At 67.7% G+C, this 22,465-nt stretch carries 17 protein-coding genes, 1 tRNA gene and 2 pseudogenes; 9 read left to right on the top strand and 11 right to left on the bottom strand.

Annotation, left to right across the window (positions count from 1 at the left end):
- Positions 1–1,195: 1,195 nt before the first annotated feature.
- Positions 1,196–3,193, top strand: coding sequence for a hypothetical protein (locus ACFVS9_RS15175; RefSeq protein WP_389932423.1), 1,998 nt, complete (start codon positions 1,196–1,198; stop codon positions 3,191–3,193).
- 452 nt (positions 3,194–3,645) lie between these two features.
- On the opposite strand, the gene ACFVS9_RS15180 is transcribed toward ACFVS9_RS15175, so the two are convergent.
- The 7 genes and pseudogenes from ACFVS9_RS15180 to ACFVS9_RS15210 all read right to left on the bottom strand — a co-directional run bounded on the left by ACFVS9_RS15180 (position 3,646) and on the right by ACFVS9_RS15210 (position 10,812).
- Positions 3,646–6,147, bottom strand: a complete 2,502-nt coding sequence (locus ACFVS9_RS15180; RefSeq protein ID WP_389932426.1) for an N-6 DNA methylase — start codon at positions 6,145–6,147, stop codon at positions 3,646–3,648.
- Between the two features lie 289 nt (positions 6,148–6,436).
- Positions 6,437–6,859 (bottom strand): annotated as a pseudogene (locus ACFVS9_RS15185) (ATP-binding protein); the annotation flags it as partial.
- A 33-nt stretch (positions 6,860–6,892) separates the two neighbouring features.
- Positions 6,893–7,342 (bottom strand): annotated as a pseudogene (locus ACFVS9_RS15190) (mobilization protein); the annotation flags it as partial.
- Positions 7,339–7,626 (bottom strand): mobilization protein, encoded by a 288-nt coding sequence (locus ACFVS9_RS15195; protein WP_389932429.1) that lies wholly within the window; start codon positions 7,624–7,626, stop codon positions 7,339–7,341. The gene ACFVS9_RS15195 and the pseudogene ACFVS9_RS15190, both read right to left, overlap by 4 nt.
- A gap of 501 nt (positions 7,627–8,127) precedes the next feature.
- Positions 8,128–9,378, bottom strand: a complete 1,251-nt coding sequence (locus tag ACFVS9_RS15200; RefSeq protein ID WP_389932432.1) for a hypothetical protein — start codon at positions 9,376–9,378, stop codon at positions 8,128–8,130.
- 333 nt (positions 9,379–9,711) lie between these two features.
- Positions 9,712–9,785: transfer RNA gene (locus ACFVS9_RS15205), tRNA-Pro, on the bottom strand.
- 88 nt (positions 9,786–9,873) lie between these two features.
- Positions 9,874–10,812, bottom strand: a complete 939-nt coding sequence (locus ACFVS9_RS15210) for a metallophosphoesterase (protein WP_383118787.1) — start codon at positions 10,810–10,812, stop codon at positions 9,874–9,876.
- Positions 10,813–10,891: 79 nt separating this feature from the next.
- Here ACFVS9_RS15210 and ACFVS9_RS15215 point away from each other — a divergent pair, with 79 nt between their 5' ends.
- Positions 10,892–11,356: a GatB/YqeY domain-containing protein gene (locus ACFVS9_RS15215; RefSeq protein ID WP_356532350.1), complete on the top strand. Its 465-nt coding sequence runs from the start codon at positions 10,892–10,894 to the stop codon at positions 11,354–11,356.
- Positions 11,357–11,623: 267 nt separating this feature from the next.
- On the opposite strand, the gene ACFVS9_RS15220 is transcribed toward ACFVS9_RS15215, so the two are convergent.
- Entirely contained in the window at positions 11,624–13,855 is a 2,232-nt protein-coding gene (locus ACFVS9_RS15220; protein WP_389932437.1) for a transglycosylase domain-containing protein, read from the bottom strand.
- Positions 13,856–14,253: 398 nt separating this feature from the next.
- On the opposite strand from ACFVS9_RS15220, the gene ACFVS9_RS15225 reads away from it, so the two are divergent.
- Positions 14,254–14,616 carry a WhiB family transcriptional regulator gene (locus ACFVS9_RS15225; RefSeq protein ID WP_383114391.1) on the top strand — a complete coding sequence of 121 codons (363 nt, stop codon included), beginning with the start codon at positions 14,254–14,256 and terminating at the stop codon, positions 14,614–14,616.
- Between the two features lie 61 nt (positions 14,617–14,677).
- Here the strand turns inward: ACFVS9_RS15225 and ACFVS9_RS15230 are convergent, their stop codons facing one another.
- On the bottom strand, positions 14,678–16,114 hold the full coding sequence (locus ACFVS9_RS15230; protein ID WP_389932439.1) for an ArsA family ATPase: 1,437 nt from the start codon (positions 16,112–16,114) through the stop codon (positions 14,678–14,680).
- The gene (locus tag ACFVS9_RS15235; RefSeq protein ID WP_383114393.1) at positions 16,111–17,145 is read right to left on the bottom strand and encodes an ArsA family ATPase; all 1,035 of its coding nucleotides are present in this window, start codon (positions 17,143–17,145) and stop codon (positions 16,111–16,113) included. The genes ACFVS9_RS15230 and ACFVS9_RS15235 overlap by 4 nt, the downstream gene beginning before the upstream one ends.
- A gap of 71 nt (positions 17,146–17,216) precedes the next feature.
- Between ACFVS9_RS15235 and ACFVS9_RS15240 the strand changes: the two genes are divergently transcribed.
- From ACFVS9_RS15240 to ACFVS9_RS15255, 4 genes are all read left to right on the top strand, one after another.
- A complete protein-coding gene (locus tag ACFVS9_RS15240; RefSeq protein WP_003967454.1) occupies positions 17,217–17,375 on the top strand; it encodes a DUF4177 domain-containing protein in 159 nt (52 codons plus the stop codon).
- The gene (locus ACFVS9_RS15245; protein WP_383114394.1) at positions 17,375–17,845 is read left to right on the top strand and encodes a RidA family protein; all 471 of its coding nucleotides are present in this window, start codon (positions 17,375–17,377) and stop codon (positions 17,843–17,845) included. The genes ACFVS9_RS15240 and ACFVS9_RS15245 overlap by 1 nt, the downstream gene beginning before the upstream one ends.
- Before the next feature lie 117 nt (positions 17,846–17,962).
- Positions 17,963–18,862 (top strand): NUDIX hydrolase, encoded by a 900-nt coding sequence (locus ACFVS9_RS15250; protein WP_389932442.1) that lies wholly within the window; start codon positions 17,963–17,965, stop codon positions 18,860–18,862.
- Positions 18,859–19,689 carry an MBL fold metallo-hydrolase gene (locus tag ACFVS9_RS15255; protein ID WP_383114396.1) on the top strand — a complete coding sequence of 277 codons (831 nt, stop codon included), beginning with the start codon at positions 18,859–18,861 and terminating at the stop codon, positions 19,687–19,689. Before ACFVS9_RS15250 ends, ACFVS9_RS15255 begins: the two co-directional genes overlap by 4 nt.
- 61 nt (positions 19,690–19,750) lie before the next feature.
- Here ACFVS9_RS15255 and ACFVS9_RS15260 read toward each other — a convergent pair whose 3' ends face one another.
- Positions 19,751–20,425 carry a Crp/Fnr family transcriptional regulator gene (locus ACFVS9_RS15260; protein WP_031090867.1) on the bottom strand — a complete coding sequence of 225 codons (675 nt, stop codon included), beginning with the start codon at positions 20,423–20,425 and terminating at the stop codon, positions 19,751–19,753.
- A gap of 277 nt (positions 20,426–20,702) precedes the next feature.
- On the opposite strand from ACFVS9_RS15260, the gene nth reads away from it, so the two are divergent.
- Together nth and ACFVS9_RS15270 are read left to right on the top strand one after the other, a co-directional pair.
- A complete protein-coding gene (gene nth, locus ACFVS9_RS15265; RefSeq protein WP_383114397.1) occupies positions 20,703–21,521 on the top strand; it encodes an endonuclease III in 819 nt (272 codons plus the stop codon).
- Between the two features lie 120 nt (positions 21,522–21,641).
- Positions 21,642–22,379, top strand: a complete 738-nt coding sequence (locus ACFVS9_RS15270) for an NUDIX hydrolase (protein ID WP_389932447.1) — start codon at positions 21,642–21,644, stop codon at positions 22,377–22,379.
- Positions 22,380–22,465 lie beyond the last annotated feature (86 nt).

The following is a 22,465-nucleotide window of genomic DNA, read 5'->3' on the forward strand; positions in this document are numbered from 1 at the left end:
AGGCCACACGATCCGTAGACACGGCAGGCCGTCCCGTGAGGGCCGCTCCACCGTCACCAGGCCCCGGATGACGCTACGGGTCCGCAGGTGATTGCCAGGGTTGCGGCACCTGGCCGCCGCACCGGAGGTTCCGCCGGGGATGACCATGGAACGTTGCTGTGCCGGACACCTCGGGGCTGCGGTGCGGCGTCTCTCCGCGCTGTCCGACCGCGGTGTCCCGCCGGACGGGACCCGGTGGCGCGTCGACCTGCCCGGCGTGACCGACGAGGCCTCTCCACCAGATCCGGCCTGAGCTCCGGGCCGGCACCACGGTCATGGACCGCGTCCTGGACCAGGATCACGAGCGGTGGCCACACAGAACTGCGCACAGCAACGGCAGAGGGCCCAGTGCAACCAATGCACTGGGCCCTCTGACCTGCTGTTTCAGCTGTCGGGGTGGCGGGATTTGAACCCACGACCTCTTCGTCCCGAATGAGGGTCGGTCAAGATCGACACCTGCCGGTTCGCTATTTTGCCTGGTCAGGGTGCTGGGGTGGAGTGGTCCCGTGTGGCCTCGAAGGGGCTCGGGGAGCGGATCGGCTCCCAAATGGCTCCCCGCGGGGCACCAGCTAAGGGGCGCCGAGTTCGTTCGTACCGCCGTAATGGCGCACACGGAAACGCGGTACTGGACCAGCGGTGCAGATCACCGTGGAGGGCGCAAGCCGCCCTGACTTGCTCCTGTCCGGTTTGCTCGGCTGCGCCGATCGTGCATAGGGCACCCGGGTCGACGGGGCTCGGATACCTACACCACTTGGCGGGTCCTGACAGGCGGCGTGAGCGGCTACAGGAGAGCTTCGTTCCAGGGAACACCGCTTAGCACACCTACGCGGCTAACAGGGCGGAAACGACAGGACTCTGAGGAGCCGTTGCCCCCGCTGCTAGCGTTTTTTGAGCAGTCACATCAGTGGACTCAAGCTCTTCACCTTCGCCATGGGGCGGTGGGCGGCAACGCCGGCAGCTGAAGCCGGTACGTCTTGGAAGCGCAGTCGAGTGTGCTGATGCCGTCTCGGACACATTGGGCCTTGCCTGGGCGAGCCGAGGGGGAGAACGGGTAATTGCGTGACCGATCTCCTTGGACGACCACGGCGTCCGGGTGCGTGCCTGGATGGACACAGGGACAACAGATCGGAGAACACTGATGGAGTCATCATCCGTCATGGGCGAGACCGTGCTGCCCCGCCCTGTCGAAGCGCTGCCCTTGCCAGCATTGGCGGCCGCAACACGGAAGCTCGTCGACAAGCTCATCGAGCGCTTCTCTATGGGCGAGGCTGCCGCATTGGCCCTCTCGCAGGCTGTCGTCGATCCATCCGCAGCCCGCCAAGCGGCGGAGGCTCCAGAGCGGCTGAGGGTGCCAGGCGGCGTGATCCTTGTAATTCGAGCTGATGTTTGGGCGCGCTATATCATCCCGGATCCGCGGAACCCGCGGATCGGTCCGTCGCGCCGACACCCGGCCTCGAACCTGATTGGGACCGGCGAAAGTACGCGCTTCCGGCCGCTGACCGAGCCGATCGCGGCATCAGGGATGCGCCCGGAACTCGTGCAGAGGCTTGCGAACCAGGAACACCTCGCGTGGGCGGCGCAACTGTCCAAGGAGTACGTACTCGACCATAACGACTGGCGCGAATCCCTCCGTCATCAGGGAGTGATGACAGAGGTCTGGCTGGCAGCGACGACCTTTGAGCACGAGGACAACACACCAGGAGTAACTGTTCCGGTTACGGTCGAGGGGTCGAGTCGGGTGACGTGCGCCCACGACCTGCTAGACATCAGATCCGCTGATGTTCCGTACATCCGGGACACGGCGAAGCTGCGTTCCCATATTCGCAAACTCAACGAGACGATCACGACAGCGGGCGACCCAGCACAGGTTGACCCCGAGGTGGCGGTCACCGTGCGCTGCGAATGGCTTCCGGCGCTGCTGCTCGTCGGTTTCGAGCCGCACGACGGCACCACTGCTGACTTCGGCGTCGCCGTGAAGTCGTTGGTCGCGCTCCGGCACGTCGACTCCCCGAAGCCGTGGGGTGAAGCCGCGGAGAACGAGGCCCTCGCCGACGCCGTGGTGGACGAAATCGAGCGACGGCAACTGATCACTACCAACAGGGCAGGATGGCTACGCGGTGCACTCACCCCCGACCAGGCGGTAGCCGCCGGATTCAGCGACGACCCGTCAGTCCGGGCGGCGGCAATCGTCCGGCTCTTCGCTGAGCGTGATCAGTCGATTCACGCCGCTGTGCGGGTCGCAATCACCGGACAGAGCACCCGCAAGAACATCACCACCAAGCTGCTGCTCGACGTAGCTTCCTCTCTCGTCATGCGCTCGGTTTCGGAAGAGGACTCCCGCAAGCGGGAGCGGATGCGGAAGTACCTGAGGTCGGCGTTCCCGGGTGAGCTGGCCAAAGAATGGCAGGCCACGTTTCGGGGCGCGGAGGAGCTGGCCCAGGTCGCGCTTGAAGAGGTAGCAAAAGGGGAGCCAGACGTGGCGACCCGAGAACTCGCGGCCCGCAGCGCCTATCCCCTAGTGGTCAGCGGCCAGCTCACGGGTGACCGTGGCTCGAGCAATAATGATCAACCCGATCGTCGACACCCAGGCGAGGTCATCGACCGTATGCGCAGCACCCTGCACGGTGTACACCAGCTGAAGCAGACACTGCTCGATTCCTCGATGGGGCGCAGGGCCCGGAAGGTGGACGAGACGGGCCAGATTACTCAGAACGACGACGGCCGTGACATCCTCGTCACTGACGCGAACCTTCGTCGTACCTTCCCACCCGCTGGTGAAGGCCCATCACTGACGCCTGCTCCCCAGAACGCAGCTGAGATTCTCGGAAATGCTTTGCACGACCTGGCTATTTCAATCCAAGCGGTCGAGGGTGCAGTCAAGGTCGTAGAAGCGGTCAGGGCCGACGACGGGACCCGTGCTGTCGATTCGCTGGGCGCCGACCGAGCGGACTGCGAGGCGTGGCGGAACATCCTGCAGGATGTTCTATTCAAGCTGCCCGTCTGGCAACAGCGGAGCGCCCAGCGACACGGGATCCTCATCGAGGACGCGTACGACCTAGACGCAAACCGCGACGAGGAAGGAGAGGAGTCAGACGACGCGTTCGACGGTGAGCCGATCGGTAGAGAAACCCCCGCATCGGATGAAGTCACCTAAATCGCTTATGCCTCTCGGGTTCTCCGGACGGGCATAGCAACCCGGCCGAGGGCTGGGAAAGCGACGCGGGTAGACCGTGAGTCCCACTCACTGCAACAGGGCGAAGGCAGCAACGCCGGCTTTCCGGGCTCGAGCCCGGAAAGCCGGTACGCTTCGGCGTCGAATCGCGATCTGCTGTCGCGTGCCGTCACGCCAGACGTGCCCCGGAACATGTCAGGCAGGTGCGAGGCAACTTTCGCCACCGGCCACCTCCAACGTCCCTCCCCCTCAACCGGGCTGGCCTTACTGCATCGCCGCTGCCCTGGACCGACTCACTCCACTATCGAATTCCGGCTGAACATCAACTTTCCGGTCCGGCAAGCAGAACTGTCCCGATCGGAGAAATTGAATAAGACAGCTGGGCCGCCGTTCTGCCCACTGCTCGCTATGGAAAAGCGAAACGGTCCGTACTGCTAATCGTTTTCGACTTCGACCTTCGCGAAGATCTCGCGAGCGGCCTGCAGCCCTCGCTCCGCTTCGGTGAGCTGTCGTGCGTAGGAAATTTCGGCCTTCCGGAGCGCAGCAGATACGGCTCGCTGCTCTTTCACGCCTGACAAAGGGTCCACGACGACTCCCTCGAGGGCTTCTGTCGTCAATTCGATGAGTCCCGTCGATCCAGTGAAAAGACGCTGAATTTGACGCTGTCCAAATCCGCAACGCAGATAGTCGGCCAGATAGTAGGGGTCGATACCCAACTCTTCCTTCACTCGGATGATGGCTACGTGGCCGTCCCCTATGGCAGGAAAGTCAAGATCGTAGACAGCAGTCTTACCTAGAGTGCCGTCTCCCGTGGACGAAACCAACACGTCGCTTTTCTTGAGCACAACGCGTTGAGGGAGATCATCGAACACATCCTTCTGAATCCAATCGGCTCCATCAGGGACGATCTCGCCATACTTGGAAATATTTGTTCCGGATTTGACTACCATCGCATATCCGTCAGTGCGGTCGACGTAGTCGGTGGCCGAAGGGCTGCGCCCTCGATTGGTCTCAAGTGAGTTGATCTGCGCAATTGAAACACCGAGGTTTCGCTTGAGTTCTGCAATTCCATCGCGAACAATCGGGTCCCAATACTTAAAGTCGAGTCGGCACCCGGAATCTTTAAGGATCAGTTGATGCGATACGTCAGCTGCGCGCCAATGTGCACCAGAGCGAACGGCTCCAGATTTGGTATCCAAGACTTGGCTCGCAAAATCATTCCTCAACTGGGCAAAGTCGAACTTACGAATTTTCTCGCCCGAGCCGATGTAACCCAGGCTGTCTAGCCTGCAGAAAGTGATAGGCGCGTCGTCCTCGCCGTCAATGTCATCTTCTTCCCGCTTTCGTAGGAAGAGTAGGCTTGAACGAACGTTGATCTTATTCGGCTTGAATGTCTCATCGGGAAGTTCGACAACCGCCACGACCTGAGCCTTATTTAGTAGCCAGCGGCGCAGATCTGCGGAAGATTCAGTATTGAGTACGCCCTCATCAATTACGCTGCAAATAAGCCCGCCTGGAACGGTAGCCTTTACCATTCGCTGCAAGAATAGCAATTGCCCCTTGGTGGTGGGGATGTCGAAGCGCTGCTTATCGGAGTCGGGTAGAGAGGCAGACTCCGAAGTACCGAATGGGGGATTGGTCATGATCAGCTGGTAGCGAGGCTTGTCGAAGCTCCAGATTTCGGATGCCGAGCTGAGGGAGTCCCCCGCCTTGATATTGGTATGCCCGTCACCGGCGATAATCATGTTCATTTTTGCCGTCGAGGCGACGCCGTCATTCGCATCGCCGCCATGGAACACTTCTTCCATCACCTTGCGCGCCAATTCATCACGCTTAGGTGCAGCGATCTTGCGATCCTTGAAAAGGGTGTTGATCTGGGCTAGAGATTCCTTCATCATGTAAACGAGGAACCCTCCTGTGCCGCAAGCAGGATCCAGTACCCGAACCTCGTCGCCACCCCGAAGGTTATCGACTACGAATTCCTCTCCTACTAGCGAGTACATGAGCTCCACTAGGGGCCGAGGTGTAAAGTATTGGCCGAGTTTCTTACCCTTAAGGGTCGCTCGAACGAAGTACTCGAAGGCTGCCCCCTTTGTGTCCAGGCCGCTATCTTCGAAGGAAACGCGCGAGAGCTCTGCGACCAGGTATTTATAGCTTGCAGCGTTCTTCAGGTGGATAGGGTCGATCAGGACGTCCCCGTACCCCATGTCCCGAATCGACTTAAGCATGCCCCTAATGGCATCGCGAACCTGGTCCGACTCGGCGTCCGGCCGCGCGGCAAGCTCGTGGAACCTGTAGGAATAAGGAAGATTGAAGTCTGCGGTGTCGGTGTCAGCCTTCTCTTCAAGGAGCTTCAGGAACAGGATCTTTGAGAAATCAGAGAATGCAGTCTCTTCGCTCTTCTCGATGTTCCTTATCTTGCTGTGGCACCGGTAGAAAAGGGCGTTTAGCTGTTTGAGCGGCAAGCCGGGTCGAAATGGGAGGCTTCCCTTGTCGGAGAGGGCGATGTCAAGGGCATTCGGGTTTGATTTCAGCGTGCGAACAACGAGAGGAATTTGGTCACGTCGGGGGACTTTCGCCTCAAGTTTCCCGTCCCAACGGATGGCCTGGCTGTTTTTGACGTTGAAGCATTGAATGTCAGCGCCATTCGTGACGACCACAAACGGAACTCCGACCGACTTGCCATAGCCGAGCGCTTGATCCCTATCCTTCGCGGTCAGCCTCTTACTGCTGCGCTTCGCCTCTACAAGGAAGACCGGCTTCTGCTTGCCAGCCTTGACTAGGATGTCGACGTAGCCCTTGCCGTACCTTTCGGTATGGGTCAGAGCGGATTCGTAGGAGAAATCCTTCTCGGGGTCGTACCCTCGACGCTTGAGGTAGGGCAGAATCTTAGTGATTACCGTCTCAGTCTCTGTCTGAATCATCGACGTGCCCACCAGACTCCCTACCACCTGTACTGCTCTGACTGCGGCATCCTATCGCTCACCCTTCAGGGCAGGCCGCCAACCACGCTCGATTCGATGGGGTGGCGACCCGGTACGCAGGCAGAGCGCCCCGGTTCGGGCAGACGGATCTAGCAGAGGGTCGGGGTGCAGGAGCGCCTCCACGGGGCTGGGTGCCGTCTTTTGCCGCCATGCCATAGAACGGTGGCAGCCGCAGCCTCCAATGCGCACTGGGCGCCAACCCATACAGCTTCGAGCCGTCGAGCGTAGTCAACCGACGCGGCTACAGGTCGCGAAGCGCTGTGAGCACTTGCCCCATCACCAATGTTGTGACCTCCGGGCCGCCGACGCCAGACTCGCTGATTGCCGGCTTGGGGTGGGTTGGCACTTCAGCCCAGACGATTTTTCCTGGGTGCAGCTGGGTTGGGTAGTAGCCCCAGCAGTTCGCCATGGCTTCGGTCAGGAGCAGTCCGCGGCCTCCGGGGGCGCTGTTGTCGCTGGTGCGGGGCGTCGGTGGCTGTGGATCGCGGTCGGTGACCGAGATGACGACGCCACGTTCAGTTGGCCAGAGCCTGAGCACAATGGTGCCGGGGTCTGCGGATTTGGCGCTGTCGATATTGGCGGGCGTCGTGGGGCGTGCGTGTCGGATGGCATTGGTGGTGAGTTCAGAGATGAGGAGGCGGGCGACTTCGATGGCCTCGTCGGGGAAGCGCCAGCGCTAGAGGACGTCGACGGAGTGGCGTGCGCGTTGGCCGGAGCGGTGGTGGTCGGGGCGGCGGCCGTCCTCACGTACGAGGGTGGCGAAGATGTGGATGTGGTCGTCGGCGTGGCGAACTGCGGACCACCGGCACCCGGCGTCGTCTGTGCCGCCGGAGTCGATGCCGGTGGCTGCCACGATGCGGCGGGAGATGTCGCCCCACTCCTCGTCGCTCAGGACGCGGTCGGTGGCTGCCGCGCGGACACAGTGCCGCACGTGCCGGTCGGGCCGCTGGTCTGCGTCGAGCAGGTGCAGTGGCTGGTCGAGAAGCCGCTGGAGGTCTTCCTTCGTCGCGGAGGGGCCGGGTGCCATCAGGCAGTCGAAGGAGGCGACCAGGTGCGGACCGACGTGCTCTTCGCGGGCGCCCTTGCCGTAGAGGTAGTTGAGCAGCCCGCGGGTGCTGCTGCCTTGCTTGTGGATGCGGGGGATCAAGCGGTCTCGTCTTTCTGGCGGTTGTTGATCCGCTCGACGGCCGCCCGGGTGGCGGTGGCCGCGCGGCGGACGTCGGCGAGGGTTTCCTCGATGTGGGTGACGTCGCCGCCCGAATTGAGGGTCTTGGCCATCTGGTTGAGGTTGCTGCCGGCCCAACCGAGATTTCGGCCGGTCGTAAACAGCTCGGTGAGGATGTCGTGGTCGGCGGCGATAGCTGCGGCGGTGCGGGTCTGGTCGCGGGCGGCGGCCAGGGCGGAATGGGCGAGGAATCCGGCGATGCTCATGCCGACTGCGTCGGCGCCGGCCTGGATGATGCTGTGTTCGCGTTCGTTGAGGCGGACGCTCTGGGCGGGGCGCTGTTTTGTGACGCGGGCGCGATTTTCCCTTGGGCCGACGCTTGCGGACGGCCGTACCTGGCTGCGATCCGCCCTCGGTCGCAGCCCTCCCGACCGGCGCCCCATGGCGCTGGTCGGTCCCCCTGCGGGGGAGTGTCCGAACCTCCAACTTGCTCCGCTTTGGGCTGGCGTGGCTTGGGGCAGGTTCTGGTTTCCTGGGCTGTTGGTGCATGAATCCTGCATGGAGAGCAGCTCCTGATAGGGGAGGAAAGAGCACACCAGGCCGACGGACGGGCAGCAGGCCCGCCTCCCGCTGGTTCGGGCGGAGAGCGGCGGGGGAGGGCTGTGCGCGCCTGGAGTAGCGCCGGGAATGAGGCGGGGCCGTGGACCGGACGACGTTGCTGGTCCACAGGTCCCCGTGGGGGCGTTCGGGGTTGACCGGATATCCGGTCAACCCGTCGGGATGCTGGTCCCGGCGCCCTGCTCTGCAGCTAGGCGGGTCTTGAGTTCGGTGAGCCGGTCTTCGGAGATGGTGAGTTCCGCCTTGCGGATGGCGTTCCGCAGCACGGCGCGGGTGGCTGTTCCATGCATGGCGACGGCCCTGCGGCCGATCGCGAGAAGTTCGTCCATTTCGGCGCCGGGAGGACGCCCGTAGCGTTGCGCCGCGGGGACGTCGTCCTCGGGGGACGGCTCGGTGATCTCGCGAGCAGGGGCCGAATCGTGCAGAGGGAGTTGGTTCTGCACGGATCGAGGAGGCAGGATCTCGGAACGAGGGCCGGAGCCGGGTTCTTCCGTGGCTCCCTCGCTCTCCCCGACATAGCCGCCACCCTGCTGGCTGCGCCATGGCTTCGTCGTCTCGCCGCGACATATCGCGCCCTCATCCAATGCGGAAGCAGTCCAAGGGGATGCCAGCTCGATTATGGCGAGCGCCGTCGCGTGACGGCGAACGGCGAGCTGCTGCAGCAGCACTTCGCGCTGGCGCTGGCCGACTCCCACCCACGCCCGGATCTCGGCGCGGATCGCTTCCGTCACACCGTGGCGCGGTGTCATTAGCAGCCTCGTCCCATCAGGCAACAGGCCCGCGCCGACAAGCACGTGGACGGCGTTGCGTGAACGCGAGCGTTCCTGCAGCTTCTTGGCCGCCGCCTCGCCTTCGACCCGGGTCGGGGTGAGCGTGAACTCCTCGACCTCCGGGGTCGGATAGACCTTGGTGAACCCGGCGACGATATGCCCTTCCACCCGCCACAGGCCGACCTGGACGAGGTCGATGTCGATGCCCATCTCCGAAAGCCAGACGACGGAGTGGGTGACCTGCTTGGGGAAGTCGGCGGCGATGATCACCTGCCGAGGCCGCTGGAGCAACGCCGGGCTCCACTCCCCGTCCACGTGGTCGAGCAGCCGCTGCCTGCACGCGCCGATGTCGAGGGTCTGCCCCCTGCGCGACAGGAAGTCGCGGTGCGCCTGGGTGAGGGTGTCGAGGTCGAAGCGGGACACCAGGGCGGCGTAGGTGATCGCCTGGAGGTGCACGTCCCGGTCGGCCGTCCCCCGCTTCAGCTCGACCACGACGAGGCGCCCTGTCGCATCCAACCCGAGCACGTCCAGCCGGTCGCGGGCCGGTACTCCGTCGGTGTCGGCCCACCGGTCGCACTCCGCGGTGATCACGAGCACTGACTCCCCGAGCACCTGGGGATGGGCGATCACCTATTCCTGGAGGTGCTGCCGCTCCAGCAGGCTCTCGGCGGCGAGCCCGATGTGCGATCTCGGCGTGGCCGTCCGGCCGTCCACGGTGAAGAGATGATCCACGATACCCCCTCGTGCGCCCGGCGCGGTGAGTCGGACGCCCAGAGCGTACGCGGGCGGGGTCCCTCTACGAGGGCTATCTCGCCGAATCGTAGAAATGCCGAACTGCTTCGGGAGCCAACGGGGAGCCGGATTCCGAGATCGGCTCCCAAACGGCTCCCAAGACGCCCCCGGAAACCACTCAGGGGCCTGATCCACTAAGTGGATCAGGCCCCTGACCTGGTGTTTCAGCTGTCGGGGTGGCGGGATTTGAACCCACGACCTCTTCGTCCCGAACGAAGCGCGCTGCCAAGCTGCGCTACACCCCGATGTCCACCGATTGTCCCGGCGACATCGATAACCTTAGCCCACCTGCGCCCGGAGGCGAAATCCGGTTTCTGCCGCCGGGCGGGAGCCTCAGTCGCGGGGGGTCAGCGTCAGCAGGGTGGCCTCGGGCGGGCAGGCGAAGCGGACCGGGGTGTAGCGGTTCGTGCCGCAGCCCGCCGAGACGTGGAGGTAGGCGCGCTGGTCGCCCACCGTGTGGCCGGAGAGGCCCCGCGCCCGGTCGGTGTCCAGGTCGCAGTTGGTGACGAGGGCGCCGTAGAAGGGGATGCGGAGCTGCCCGCCGTGCGTGTGGCCGGCCAGGATCAGGGGGTAGCCGTCGGCCGTGAAGGCGTCCAGGGAGCGCAGGTACGGGGCGTGGACGACGCCGACCGAGAGGTCCGCCCCCGTCTCGGGGCCGCCCGCGACCTCGGCGTACCGGTCCCGCTTGATGTGGGGGTCGTCCAGGCCGGTGAAGGCGATCTCCAGCCCGTCGGCCTTGAGCCGGCCCCGGGTGTTGGAGAGGTTCAGCCAGCCGGCCTCGTCGAAGGCGTCCCGCATCGGCTCCCAGGGGTTGTGGACGACGCCGACCGCCGGTGCGTTTCCGTTGAGCCCGTGCTTGCCCTGCGTCTTCTCCAGGAGATAGCGGACCGGGTTGCGGAGCTTCGGGCCGTAGTAGTCGTTCGAACCGAAGACGTAGACCCCGGGGAACTCCATCAGCGGGCCGAGCGCGTCGAGCAGCTCAGGCACCGCCTCCGGGTCGGAGAGGTTGTCGCCGGTGTTCACCACGAAGTCCGGGCGCAGACCCGCCAGCGACTGCAGCCAGGCGCGCTTCTTGCGCTGGCCGCTCACCATGTGGATGTCCGAGACCTGGAGGACGCGCAGGGGGCGCGCCCCCTGCGGGAGTACGGGAATCGCGATCCGGCGGAGGCGGAACGAGCGGGCCTCGAATCCGGCCGCGTACACGAGGCCGGCGGCACCGGCCGCTGCGCCGACTGCCGTGACTTTCAGGGGTACTCCGTAGCGTGCGCGCATGTTCCCATCGTCGCAGAAATGCCGCGGTGGGACGAAAACAGGAGGGCGGCGGGTGCCCGGTACCTGACACAATCGACGCATGACCACGCTCAAGTCCAAGCTCAAGGAAGACCTCACCACGGCCATGAAGGCGCGTGACGAGCTCACCTCGTCCACCCTCCGCCTCACCCTGACCGCGATCACCAAGGAAGAGGTCAGCGGCAAGACGTCGCGCGAGCTCTCCGACGACGAGGTCCAGAAGGTGATCGCCAAGGAGGCGAAGAAGCGCCGTGAGGCGGCCGAGGCCTTCGCGCAGGGCGGCCGGGCGGAGCAGGCCGAGCGGGAGAAGGCGGAGGGCGAGCTGCTCGACGCGTACCTGCCCAAGCAGCTCTCCGACGACGAGCTGGACGTGATCGTCGCGCAGGCCGTGCAGGAGGCGAGGAGCGCCGGCGCGGAGGGCCCCCGGGCCATGGGCGCCGTCATGAAGATCGTCAACCCGAAGGTGGCCGGGCTCGCCGACGGCGGCCGGGTCGCCGCCACGGTGAAGAGGCTGCTCGCGGGCTGAAGGACCGACGCGTGAAGGAGGGGCGCCCCCGGCCGGGGGCGCCCCTCCTTCGTCATGACGACTCCCGACTCCCGACTCCCGACTCACGACTCCCGATTCGTGGTTCGTGAATCGCGAGGCGAGGACTCATGAATCACGACGACGCAGCCTCTCGCGACGCCCCAGGACGGCGTCATGACGATGCCATGGCCGCTCTTGCGACCATGGCATCGTCATGACGGCGGCTGCCGCGAGCCGATCAGGGCCCCTTCGCGCGGCCCCGACCGGTCAGTGACCGTTGCCGCCGCCACGACCGCCGCCGTGGTTGCCGCCGATCATGCCGGGCGGCAGGGTGATGCCGCCGATGGGGTCGGTGCCGGGCTTCTCGTTGTCGTCGCCCGTGTCCTGGTCGCCGCCGTCCTTCTCCTTGTCCTTCTCCTTCTCCTTGGCGCGCGGCACCGAGACGGGGTTGAAGGACGGGGTCTCGGAGGCGTTCAGCGCGCCGGTCATCGCGGTCCGCCAGATGGGCCCGGGCAGGCAGCCGCCGCAGACCTTGTCGTAGTACTGGCCACCGATGGTGATGTCGTACATCGGCACCTTCTTGCCGACGTCCGCGCCCACCCACACGGCGGTGGACAGGTTCGGGGTGTAACCGACGAACCAGGCGTCCACGCGGTCGTTGGTCGTACCGGTCTTGCCCGCGTTGTCGCGGTCGGTCAGGCCGGCCTGGGTGCCGGTGCCGTCCTCGACCACGCCCTTGAGCATCTGGTTGACGGTGTCGGCCGTCTTCTCGCTCATCGCCCGCGAGCAGGAGGACTTGGGGACGTCGACCTTCTTGCCGTTCGCGTCCGTGATGGCCTCGATCGCGACCGGCGTGCAGAACGTGCCGCGGTTGGCGAACGTCGCGTACGCGGCCGCCATGCCGAGCGGGGTGCTCTCCGTGCCGCCCAGCGTGATCGACGGGTTGCTGTCCGAGACGGGCTTGCCGTCACCCCGCTCGTAGCCGAGCTTCTTCGCCATGGTGACCGTCTCGCACAGCCCGGCCTGCTGCTCCAGCTTGGCGAAGTAGGTGTTGATCGACTTGCCGAGCGCGCTCGTCATGTCGAAGGCGCCCTTCTCGGACTCCATCTCGTTCTGGAGGTCCCAGTTCCCGTTTCCGGCGGGTGCCCCCTTGCAGTTCCGGAAGGAGTTCATCGGCACCGAGAGCTTCCAGTCGGTGCTGTAGCTCTGCGCCGGGCTGATGCCCTTCTCCAGGGCGGCGGCGGCCGTGATCGGCTTGAAGGTCGAGCCGACCTGGAAGCCGTAGGTGCTGCCGCCCATCTTGTTGCTGACGCCGAGGTTGAGGACTGTCTCGTTCTTCTTCTGGTCCAGCCCGTACGGCCTGGACTGGCCCATCGAGAGGATCTTGCCGGTGCCGGGCTCGACCTGGACCACCGACGCGGCGACCTTGTCGTCCTTGTTGACCCTGGAGGTCGCGGCCTCGTTGGCCGCTTCCTGGGCGCGCGGCGACAGCGTCGTCCTGATGGTCAGGCCGCCGAGGTTCCACAGCTTGGTGCGGTCCTCCGCGGTCTTCCCGAACGCGGGGTCCGAGAGGATCGTCTTGCGCACGTAGTCGCAGAAGAACCCGGCGCCGCTGACGGACGTGATGCAGCCGTTCTTCGGCTTGCGGACCTTCAGCTCCAGCGGCGAGGCGATGGCCTCGTCGGCCTCGCTCCTGGAGATGCTGCCGACGGCCGCCATGCGCTGCAGCACGGTGTTGCGACGCTTGGTCGCCTCTTCCGCGTCGTTGACCGGGTCGTACCGGGTCGGCGACTGGACGAGGCCGGCCAGCATCGCGGCCTCCCCGACCTTGAGGTCCTTGGCGTGCTTGGAGAAGTAGCGCTGGGACGCGGCCTCGACCCCGTAGGCCTGCTGTCCGAAGAACGTGATGTTGAGGTAGTTCTCCAGGATCTTCTTCTTGCCGAGCTCTTCCTCCACCTGGATCGCGTACTTGAGCTCCCGGACCTTGCGGCCCATGGTCTGCTGCGTGGCCTCCGCGACCTTGTCCGGGTCGTCGCCCGCCTCCTCGACGAAGACGTTCTTCACGTACTGCTGGGTGAGCGTCGAGGCGCCCTGCGCCGCGCCGCCCTCCTGCACGTTGCGGTTCATCGCGCGCAGGATGCCCTTGAGGTCCACCGCGCCGTGCTCGTAGAAGCGCGAGTCCTCGATCGCGATGATCGCGTCCTGCATGTACGGGGAGATGTCCTTGAGCGGGACGACGGTGCGGTCACGCGAGTACACCGTGGCGATCGCGCCGCCCTCGTTGTCCAGGATCGTGGTCCGCTGGCTCAGCGGCGGTGTCTTGAGGTTGGAGGGGATCTCGTCGAATCCCTCGACTGTCCCCTTGGCCGCGAGCCCGAGTGCGCCGGCGGCCGGCAGGGCGATGCCCGCCAGCACAGCTCCGGAGAGCGCGGCGACACCGAGGAACTTGGCGGCCTGCTGGGTCGTCGTCAGACCCCCGCCTGAGCGCTTCTTTGGCATGGGGGCAGCCTACGTTCTCATTCGCCGGACACGCGTATAGGCCTTGGCCTAAGCTGCTCTCAACTGTCACAGCAGTCCGATGGCGTATCAACCCCCGTGCATGGCCCTCAATGGAATTCAGCCACCCACCGAGGCGCTCCCGAATTCGCCTTGCGTGTCACTGAATGTCCGTTGTGAATTGAGGTTTCCGTCCCTTTGTGGGCGGGATGGTGACGTATGTCCTCACGTCACTCCTCTGGGTGATCTACCGCGTACGCATAGTCCGTTCGGGCCATCCAAGATTGGGCCCGAAGGGGGTGTTGTGCTGTCGCCACCTTCCGTAACGTCCTCAACTGGCAGCGGTGAATATGCCGCTGCCGCCGTGGGGGAGCCTCGATTCGGGAGAGGACGGCGCCGGCATGGGCTGGGTAACCGACTGGAGTGCGCAGGCAGCCTGCCGCACTACCGATCCGGATGAATTGTTCGTACAAGGGGCAGCGCAGAACAGGGCCAAGGCGGTGTGCACCGGATGCCCGGTGCGGACCGAGTGCCTGGCCGACGCGCTGGACAATCGCGTCGAGTTCGGCGTGTGGGGCGGGATGACGGAACGGGAGCGCCGCGCGCTGCTGCGCCGACGGCCGACCGTCACGTCCTGGCGCCGCCTGCTGGAGACCGCGCGCAGTGAGTACGAGCGGTCCACGGGCATGCTGCCCGCAGCGGTGGGCCTGGACGACGAACTGCACGACGACGAGATGCACGAGACGTACGCCGCCGTGGGGTAGGCGCCGCGACACCGGCCGTCCGTGGGGCGGCCCGGGAGCGCACGGAGCGCTCCCGCACAGCTCAGGCCGGGGCGGAAGCCGAACCGGTCGCGAGCAGTTCCCCGATGGCCCTGAGGCCGGAGAGGTCGTGCACGTCACCGGGCAGCGCGGACACCTCGGCCACCGGGACCTCGGGGTGGAGCGTGGTGAAGCGGTCGCGCGTGTGCTGTTCGCGCGCGACGACCTGCATCCGCTCGGCGTGCAGCCGCAGCAGTCCTGCGGTCAGCTGCTCGACGGATACCTCGGCCGGTACGGAGTCCGGGGCGGGCTTGTCCGGACCGTCCGCGTCCGTACATGGCACGGACGGGTCAGACGACTTCCGGCCACGGCCGTGCGGTTCCGAGGTGCGCGGTGTCCGGTCGTGCTGGGGCGGCTCCTGCTGTGACGGCTCGTGCGGTGCGGGCTCGTTGCTGTGCTCGGGGGAGGGGGGTGACTCCGGGTCTTCGGGAGAGGTGGCGGCCACCGGGTCCGCCGGGTCACCAAGGCCAGCCTTCCCGCCCGCCTGATCCACAATGCCGACGCCCTCAAGATTTTCTGCGGCCGCCAGTGCCCGCTCCTCGGAGAGCCGGGAGGCCTCGCTGCCGTGCACGCGGTTGAGGACCAGGCCGGCCAGCGGCATCTCCTCCGCGGCCAGCCGTTCCACGAAGTACGCGGCCTCACGCAGCGCGTCCCTCTCAGGGGTCGCCACCACGAGGAACGCCGTGCCGGGCGCCTGGAGCAGCTTGTACGTCGCGTCGGCCCGGGTACGGAATCCGCCGAACATCGAGTCCATCGCCGCGACGAAGGTCTGTACGTCGCGCAGGAACTGCCCACCGAGCAGCTTGCCGAGCGTCCCCGTCATCATCGACATCCCGACGTTGAGGAATTTCATCCCCGCCCGTCCGCCGATCTTCGCCGGGGCGATCAGGAGCCGGATGAACTTCCCGTCCAGGAACGAGCCGAGACGTTTCGGCGCGTCCAGGAAGTCCAGCGCGGAGCGGGACGGCGGGGTGTCGACGATGATCAGGTCCCACTCGTCGCGCGCCCTCAGCTGCCCGAGCTTCTCCATCGCCATGTACTCCTGCGTGCCCGCGAACCCGGCCGACAGCGACTGGTAGAAGGGGTTCTCCAGGATCGCGCGGGCCCGCTCGGCATCCGTGTGCGCCTCGACCGTCTCGTCGAAGGTGCGCTTCATGTCGAGCATCATGGCGTGCAGCTCGCCGTCGCCCTCGATGTCCTCGACGCGGCGCGGGATGTTGTCCAGCCGGTCGATGCCCATCGACTGGGCGAGCCGTCGGGCCGGGTCGATGGTGAGGACGACGACCTTGCGGCCGCGCTCGGCCGCCCGTACGCCGAGTGCCGCCGCCGTCGTGGTCTTGCCCACGCCGCCGGAGCCGCAGCAGACGACGATGCGGATGTCCGGGTCGTCCAGGAGGGCGTCGGTCTCCAGTCCCGGTGCGATGTCCGTGTCCACCGTCATGACCCCACCCCTCGTCCGGAGCCGTCCCGCTTCCCGCCCCGGGGCTTCTGCCCCGCCGCGTCCGCGGTCCCGTCGCCCACACCCTGTTTGCGAAACTCCTGCGCCAGCTCCTCCAGAGCGGCCGGGGTGACGCCCTCGCCCATCAGCGGGAGCTCGGCCATGGGCAGCCCCAGCCCGGCCAGCACCGCGCGCTGCTCCCGTTCGAGGCCGACCCGCTGGGCGTGTTCGGCGGCCTGTGCGACCAGGGGGCGTACCAGCGCGGCTGAGCCCGTCACCCCGGCGCGGGTGAGCGTCTTCGCGATCTCCTTGCGGCGGCCGCCGGACGCGGTGCGCAGCGCGTCCTCGTCCAGCAGGTGCGGCCGCACCATGTTCACGACGACCCGGCCCACGGGCAGTTCGGCGGCCCGCAGCTCGGCGATGCCGTCCGCGGTCTCCTGGACCGGCATCTCCTCCAGGAGTGTCACGAGGTGCACCGCGGTCTCGGGGGACTTCAGGACCCTCATCACGGCCTGCGCCTGATTGTGTATCGGGCCGATCCGCGCCAGCCCCGCCACCTCGTCGTTCACGTTGAGGAAGCGGGTGATGCGGCCGGTGGGGGGCGCGTCCATGATCACGTGGTCGTAGACGAACCGGCCCTGCCTGTCCTTGCGGCGCACGGCCTCGCAGGCCTTGCCGGTCAGCAGGACGTCCCGGACCCCAGGGGCGATGGTGGTGGCGAAGTCGATCGCGCCGAGCTTCTTCAGCGCCCGGCCCGCGCTGCCGAGCTTGTAGAACATCTGGAGGTAGTCCAGGAGGGCGCGCTCCGCGTCGATCGCCAGCGCGTGGACCTCGCCGCCGCCGGGTGCCACGGCGATCCTGCGTTCCTCGTAGGGGAGTGGTCCGGAATCGAAGAGCTGGGCGATGCCCTGTCTGCCCTCGACCTCGACGAGGAGAGTGCGCCTGCCCTCGGTCGCGAGGGCTAGCGCGAGTGCGGCGGCGACCGTGGTCTTACCGGTCCCGCCCTTGCCGCTGACGACCTGGAACCTGCTCACGTCTTCGAGCCTAACCAGTCGGCAGGCAGGCTACGCACGAGGCCGCGTGTGCCAGGCATTACAGTCGGCTCATGACCAAGTGGGAATACGCGACCGTGCCCCTTCTCGTGCACGCGACCAAGCAGATTCTGGACACCTGGGGCGAGGACGGCTGGGAGCTGGTCCAGGTCGTTCCCGGCCCGAACAACCCCGAGCAGCTCGTGGCCTACCTGAAGCGGGAGAAGGCGTAGTGGCGGGCGCCGTCGAGGCGAAGCTGGCCGAGCTCGGCCTGACGCTCCCCGACGTCGTACCGCCGCTGGCCGCCTACCAGCCGGCCGTGCGGTCCGGGCCGTACGTCTACACCTCCGGCCAGCTCCCGATGGTGGACGGCAAGCTCGCGGTGACCGGCAAGGTCGGTGCCGAGGTGACGGCGGACGAGGCCAGGGAACTGGCGAAGACCTGTGCGCTGAACGCCCTGGCGGCCGTGAAGTCGGTCGCCGGTGACCTGGACCGGATCGCCCGCGTCGTGAAGGTCGTGGGCTTCGTCGCCTCCGCCTCCGACTTCACCGGGCAGCCGGGCGTGATCAACGGCGCGAGCGAGCTCCTGGGCGCGGCCCTGGGCGACAAGGGCGTGCACGCCCGCAGCGCCGTGGGCGTCGCGGTGCTGCCGCTGGACGCGCCGGTGGAGGTCGAGATCCAGGTCGAGCTCGTCGACGCCTGATCTCCGCTCCCTTCGGTCCCGCCCGGTCCCGCGACCGGGCGGGATCATGCGTGTAAGGGGCAGAGACCGCGTCCGGGACCTCTCGAACATCGGCGCGGTTCCGGATAGCCTCCGGCCATGCCCAACGGTCAGTGGTACCCACCGGAATGGCCCGCCCGGATCCGGGCCCTCGACAGCGGCGAGCTGACGGCCGTGACCCCCAGGCGCGCCGCCACGGTGATGCTGCTCAGGGACGACGCCCCGGGGCCGGGAACCACCGGTCCGGCCGTCCACATGCTGCGCCGGCGGACGTCCATGGCCTTTGCCGGCGGGGCGTACGCCTATCCGGGTGGCGGGGTCGACCCGCGCGACGACGACCGGCTCGTGCGCTGGGCGGGGCCGTCCCTGGAGAGCTGGGCCGCACGGCTCGGCGTCGGTACGGCGGCGGAGGCCCAGGCCGTCGTCTGCGCGGCCGTCCGCGAGACGTACGAGGAGGCCGGCGTGCTGCTGGCCGGACCGACCGCGGGCACCGTCGTGAGCGACACCACGGGCGCCGACTGGGAGGCCGACCGCGAGGCGCTGGTCGCCAAGGAGCTGTCCTTCGCCGGGTTCCTGGACCGCCGCGGCCTGGTCCTGCGCTCCGACCTGCTGGCCGCGTGGGCCCGCTGGATCACCCCGGCCTTCGAGCCGCGGCGCTACGACACCTGGTTCTTCGTGGCCGTGCTCCCGCAGGGGCAGCGCACCAGGAACATCTCCACCGAGGCCGACCGCACGGTGTGGATCCGGCCCGGCGACGCGGCCGACGGCTACGACAGGGGTGACCTGCTGATGATGCCGCCCACCGTGGCCACCCTGCGGGCACTGAGGCCGTACGGGACGGCCGCGGAGGCGCTGGAGGCGGCGGAATCCCGGAGCCTGGCTCCCGTACTGGCAGAGGCCCGTATGGAGGGCGACGAGCTGGTGCTGACCTGGCCGGGGCACGACGAGTTCACCCGGCACGTCCCGGCGGCCGGCGGCGCCGACGGGGACCCCGCATGAGCGACGCGGCCGCACTGCCCGGGCAGCCCCGCGGCGGGGTCCTCTCCGGGCCCGCCACCACCCGGACCGTCAACGTCCTGGCACCCAACGCCTCGGCCATGACGCTGGACGGCACGAACACCTGGATCGTCGCGGAACCGGGCTCCGGCCTCGCGGTCGTGATCGACCCCGGGCCGCTCGACGACGTGCACCTGCGGGCCGTCGTCGACACCGTGGAGAGGGCGGGCAGGCGTGTCGGCCTCACCCTGCTCACCCACGGGCACCCCGACCACGCGGAGGGCGCCGCCCGGTTCGCCGAGCTCACGGGGACCAAGGTGCGCGCCCTGGACGCGGCGCTGCGCCTGGGCGACGAGGGGCTCGCGGCCGGCGACGTGATCACCACGGGCGGGCTCGAACTCCGGGTCGTCCCCACCCCGGGGCACACCGCGGACTCGCTCTCCTTCCACCTGCCGGCCGACCGGGCCGTGCTGACGGGCGACACGGTCCTCGGGCGGGGCACCACCGTCGTCGCGCACCCGGACGGGCGGCTGGGCGACTACCTGGACACCCTGCGCCGGCTGCGCTCGCTGACGGTCGACGACGGGGTGCACACGGTGCTGCCGGGGCACGGGCCGGTGCTGGAGGACGCGCAGGGCGCCGTCGAGTTCTACCTGGCGCACCGCGCGCACCGCCTGGCCCAGGTGGAGACGGCCGTGGAGGCGGGGCACCGCACCCCCGCCGAGGTGGTGGCCGCGGTGTACGCGGACGTGGACCGCTCCCTCCGGCCGGCGGCGGAGCTGTCGGTGCGGGCCCAGCTGGAGTACCTGGCCGAGCACGGCCTGATCTGACCGGCCGGTCCCGTGCGGAAGGCCCCGCCCGAGGGCGGGGCCTTCCGGTGTCGGTGGGGCGTCAGCGGGAGCGCTTCGCCAGCCGCTCCACGTCCAGCAGGATCACGGCGCGCGCCTCGAGCCGCAGCCAGCCGCGGCCCGCGAAGTCCGCGAGCGCCTTGTTGACGGTCTCGCGGGAGGCGCCGACCAGCTGGGCGAGCTCTTCCTGGGTCAGGTCGTGGACGACGTGGATGCCCTCCTCGGACTGCACGCCGAAGCGGCGCGACAGGTCGAGGAGTGCACGGGCGACGCGTCCCGGTACGTCGGAGAAGACCAGGTCGGACATCTGGTCGTTGGTCTTGCGCAGCCTGCGGGCGACGGCGCGCAGCAGCGCGGTGGCCACCTCGGGGCGCGCGTTCAGCCAGGGCTGGAGGTCTCCGTGGCCGAGGCCGAGGAGCTTGACCTCGGTGAGCGCGCTCGCGGTCGCGGTGCGCGGGCCCGGGTCGAAGAGCGACAGCTCACCGATCAGCTCGCCGGGGCCGAGGACGGCCAGCATGTTCTCCCGTCCGTCGGGAGAGGTGCGGTGGAGCTTCACCTTGCCCTCGGTGACCACGTACAGGCGGTCGCCCGGGTCGCCCTCGTGGAACAGCGCGTCACCGCGCGCGAGGGTCACCTCACTCATCGAGGCGCGGAGCTCCGCGGCCTGCTCGTCATCGAGCGCCGCGAAAAGCGGGGCGCGCCGCAGAACGTCGTCCACGAGTTCTCTCCTTGTCGGCCTGTTCAGGGAAGCGTCGTTTCCATGATGCCGGACGGTAAAACCGTGCGATCGATCACAAACCAGTTTGACGCACGGGCGTGCCGGACCCTACGGCAGGGGGCCGATCGGGCGTGGATACGTGGTGACCGGGGCGGATGTCAGCCCCGGGCCCTAGGCTGGCCGGGTGTCCGGTACGCCGGTGAGAGCGCAGGCCAAGGGGGCTGATGGGGTGTCGGAAGGCAGGGATTCCGCTGTGGGCGAACAGACTGTACGAAGTGTGAAGAAAGCCGCGAAACGCTCGACGGGAGCGGCGTCGGGCAAGCCCGCGAAGCAGGAGTCGCACCTGGCGATGGTCCGTCGCGCCCGCCGGATCAACCGCGAGCTGGCCGAGGTCTATCCGTACGCCCACCCCGAGCTGGATTTCCGCAATCCCTTCGAGCTCCTGGTGGCCACGGTCCTCTCCGCCCAGACCACCGACCTGAGGGTCAACCAGACCACCCCCGCGCTCTTCGCCGCCTACCCGACGCCCGAGGACATGGCCGCCGCCGTTCCCGAGAAGCTGGAGGAGATCATCCGGCCGACCGGTTTCTTCCGGGCCAAGGCGCGGTCACTCATGGGGCTGTCGGCCGCCCTGCGGGACGACTTCGGCGGTGAGGTCCCCGGCCGGCTGGCGGATCTCGTGAAGCTGCCAGGCGTCGGGCGCAAGACGGCCAACGTCGTCCTCGGCAACGCGTTCGGCGTGCCCGGCATCACGGTGGACACCCACTTCGGGCGGCTGGTCCGCCGGTGGAAGTGGACCGAGCAGGAGGACCCGGAGAAGGTCGAGGCGGAGATCGCAGCGATCTTCCCGAAGAGCGAGTGGACGATGCTCTCGCACCGCGTCGTCTTCCACGGCCGGCGCATCTGCCACTCTCGCAAGCCCGCCTGCGGCGCCTGCCCGATCGCCTCCCTCTGTCCCGCCTACGGGGAGGGGGAGACGGACCCCGAGAAGGCGAAGAAGCTCCTGAAGTACGAGATGGGCGGCTATCCGGGCCAGCGCCTCAGCCCGCCCCCGGACTACCCGGGCAGCCCCGCGCCGCCGCTGGGAGCCGGATGAGCGGCGGTCCTGCCCGGGCGCCCCGGCGGAGCGCGGTCGGCGAGGCCCCCACCGGGCCGCGGGGCGGGTCCGTGCGGAACGAAATGGCCGACGACAGGCGTTGGAACGACGGGGGTGCCCATGACGCACGCACAGAGCACACGGGCCGCGGCCGACGCGGCCACCACGGGGACGGGCGCGCCGGACGACGGCACGCTCACCGTCTCGGCCGAGGGCCTGCCCGGCTGGCTGGAGCCCGTCGCCCGTGCGGCACGGACCGTCCGGGCCACGCAGCTCAGCCGCTTCCTGCCGCCGGAGAGCGGTGCCGGACGCCAGTCGGCCGTCCTGGTCCTCTTCGGCGAGGGTGAGCGCGGTCCCGAGCTGCTCCTGATGGAGCGTTCCGGCTCCCTGCGCTCCCATGCCGGACAGCCGTCCTTCCCGGGGGGCTCCCTCGACCCCGAGGACGGCGACCACACGACCACCGGGCCGCTCAGGGCCGCCCTGCGGGAGGCCGAGGAGGAGACGGGCCTCGATCCGAGCGGTGTCCAGCTCTTCGGGGTGCTGCCCCGGCTCTACATCCCGGTGAGCGGCTTCGTGGTCACCCCCGTCCTCGGCTGGTGGCGGACGCCCTCCCCGGTGGGAGTCGTGGACCCGGCCGAGACCGCACGGGTCTTCACCGCCCCCGTGGCGGATCTCACGGATCCGGCCAACCGGGCGACGGCCGTCCATCCGAGCGGCCACCAAGGTCCCGCGTTCCTGGTCGAATCCGCTCTGGTCTGGGGATTCACGGCAGGTGTGATCGACAGGATTGTGCACTACGCGGGGTGGGAACGCCCCTGGGACAGGACCAGGCAGGTGCCGCTCGACCGGCGCGCATGACAGGCTGACTCCCGTGCTGCGCTGTTCCGGGCCTGGCCCGGACCCCGTCGAACCGGACGGGCCAGGTGACGAATCTGCGAGGCTAT

The sequence above is a fragment of the Streptomyces sp. NPDC058008 genome, assembly GCF_042886395.1.
Classification (GTDB): Bacteria; Actinomycetota; Actinomycetes; order Streptomycetales; family Streptomycetaceae; genus Streptomyces.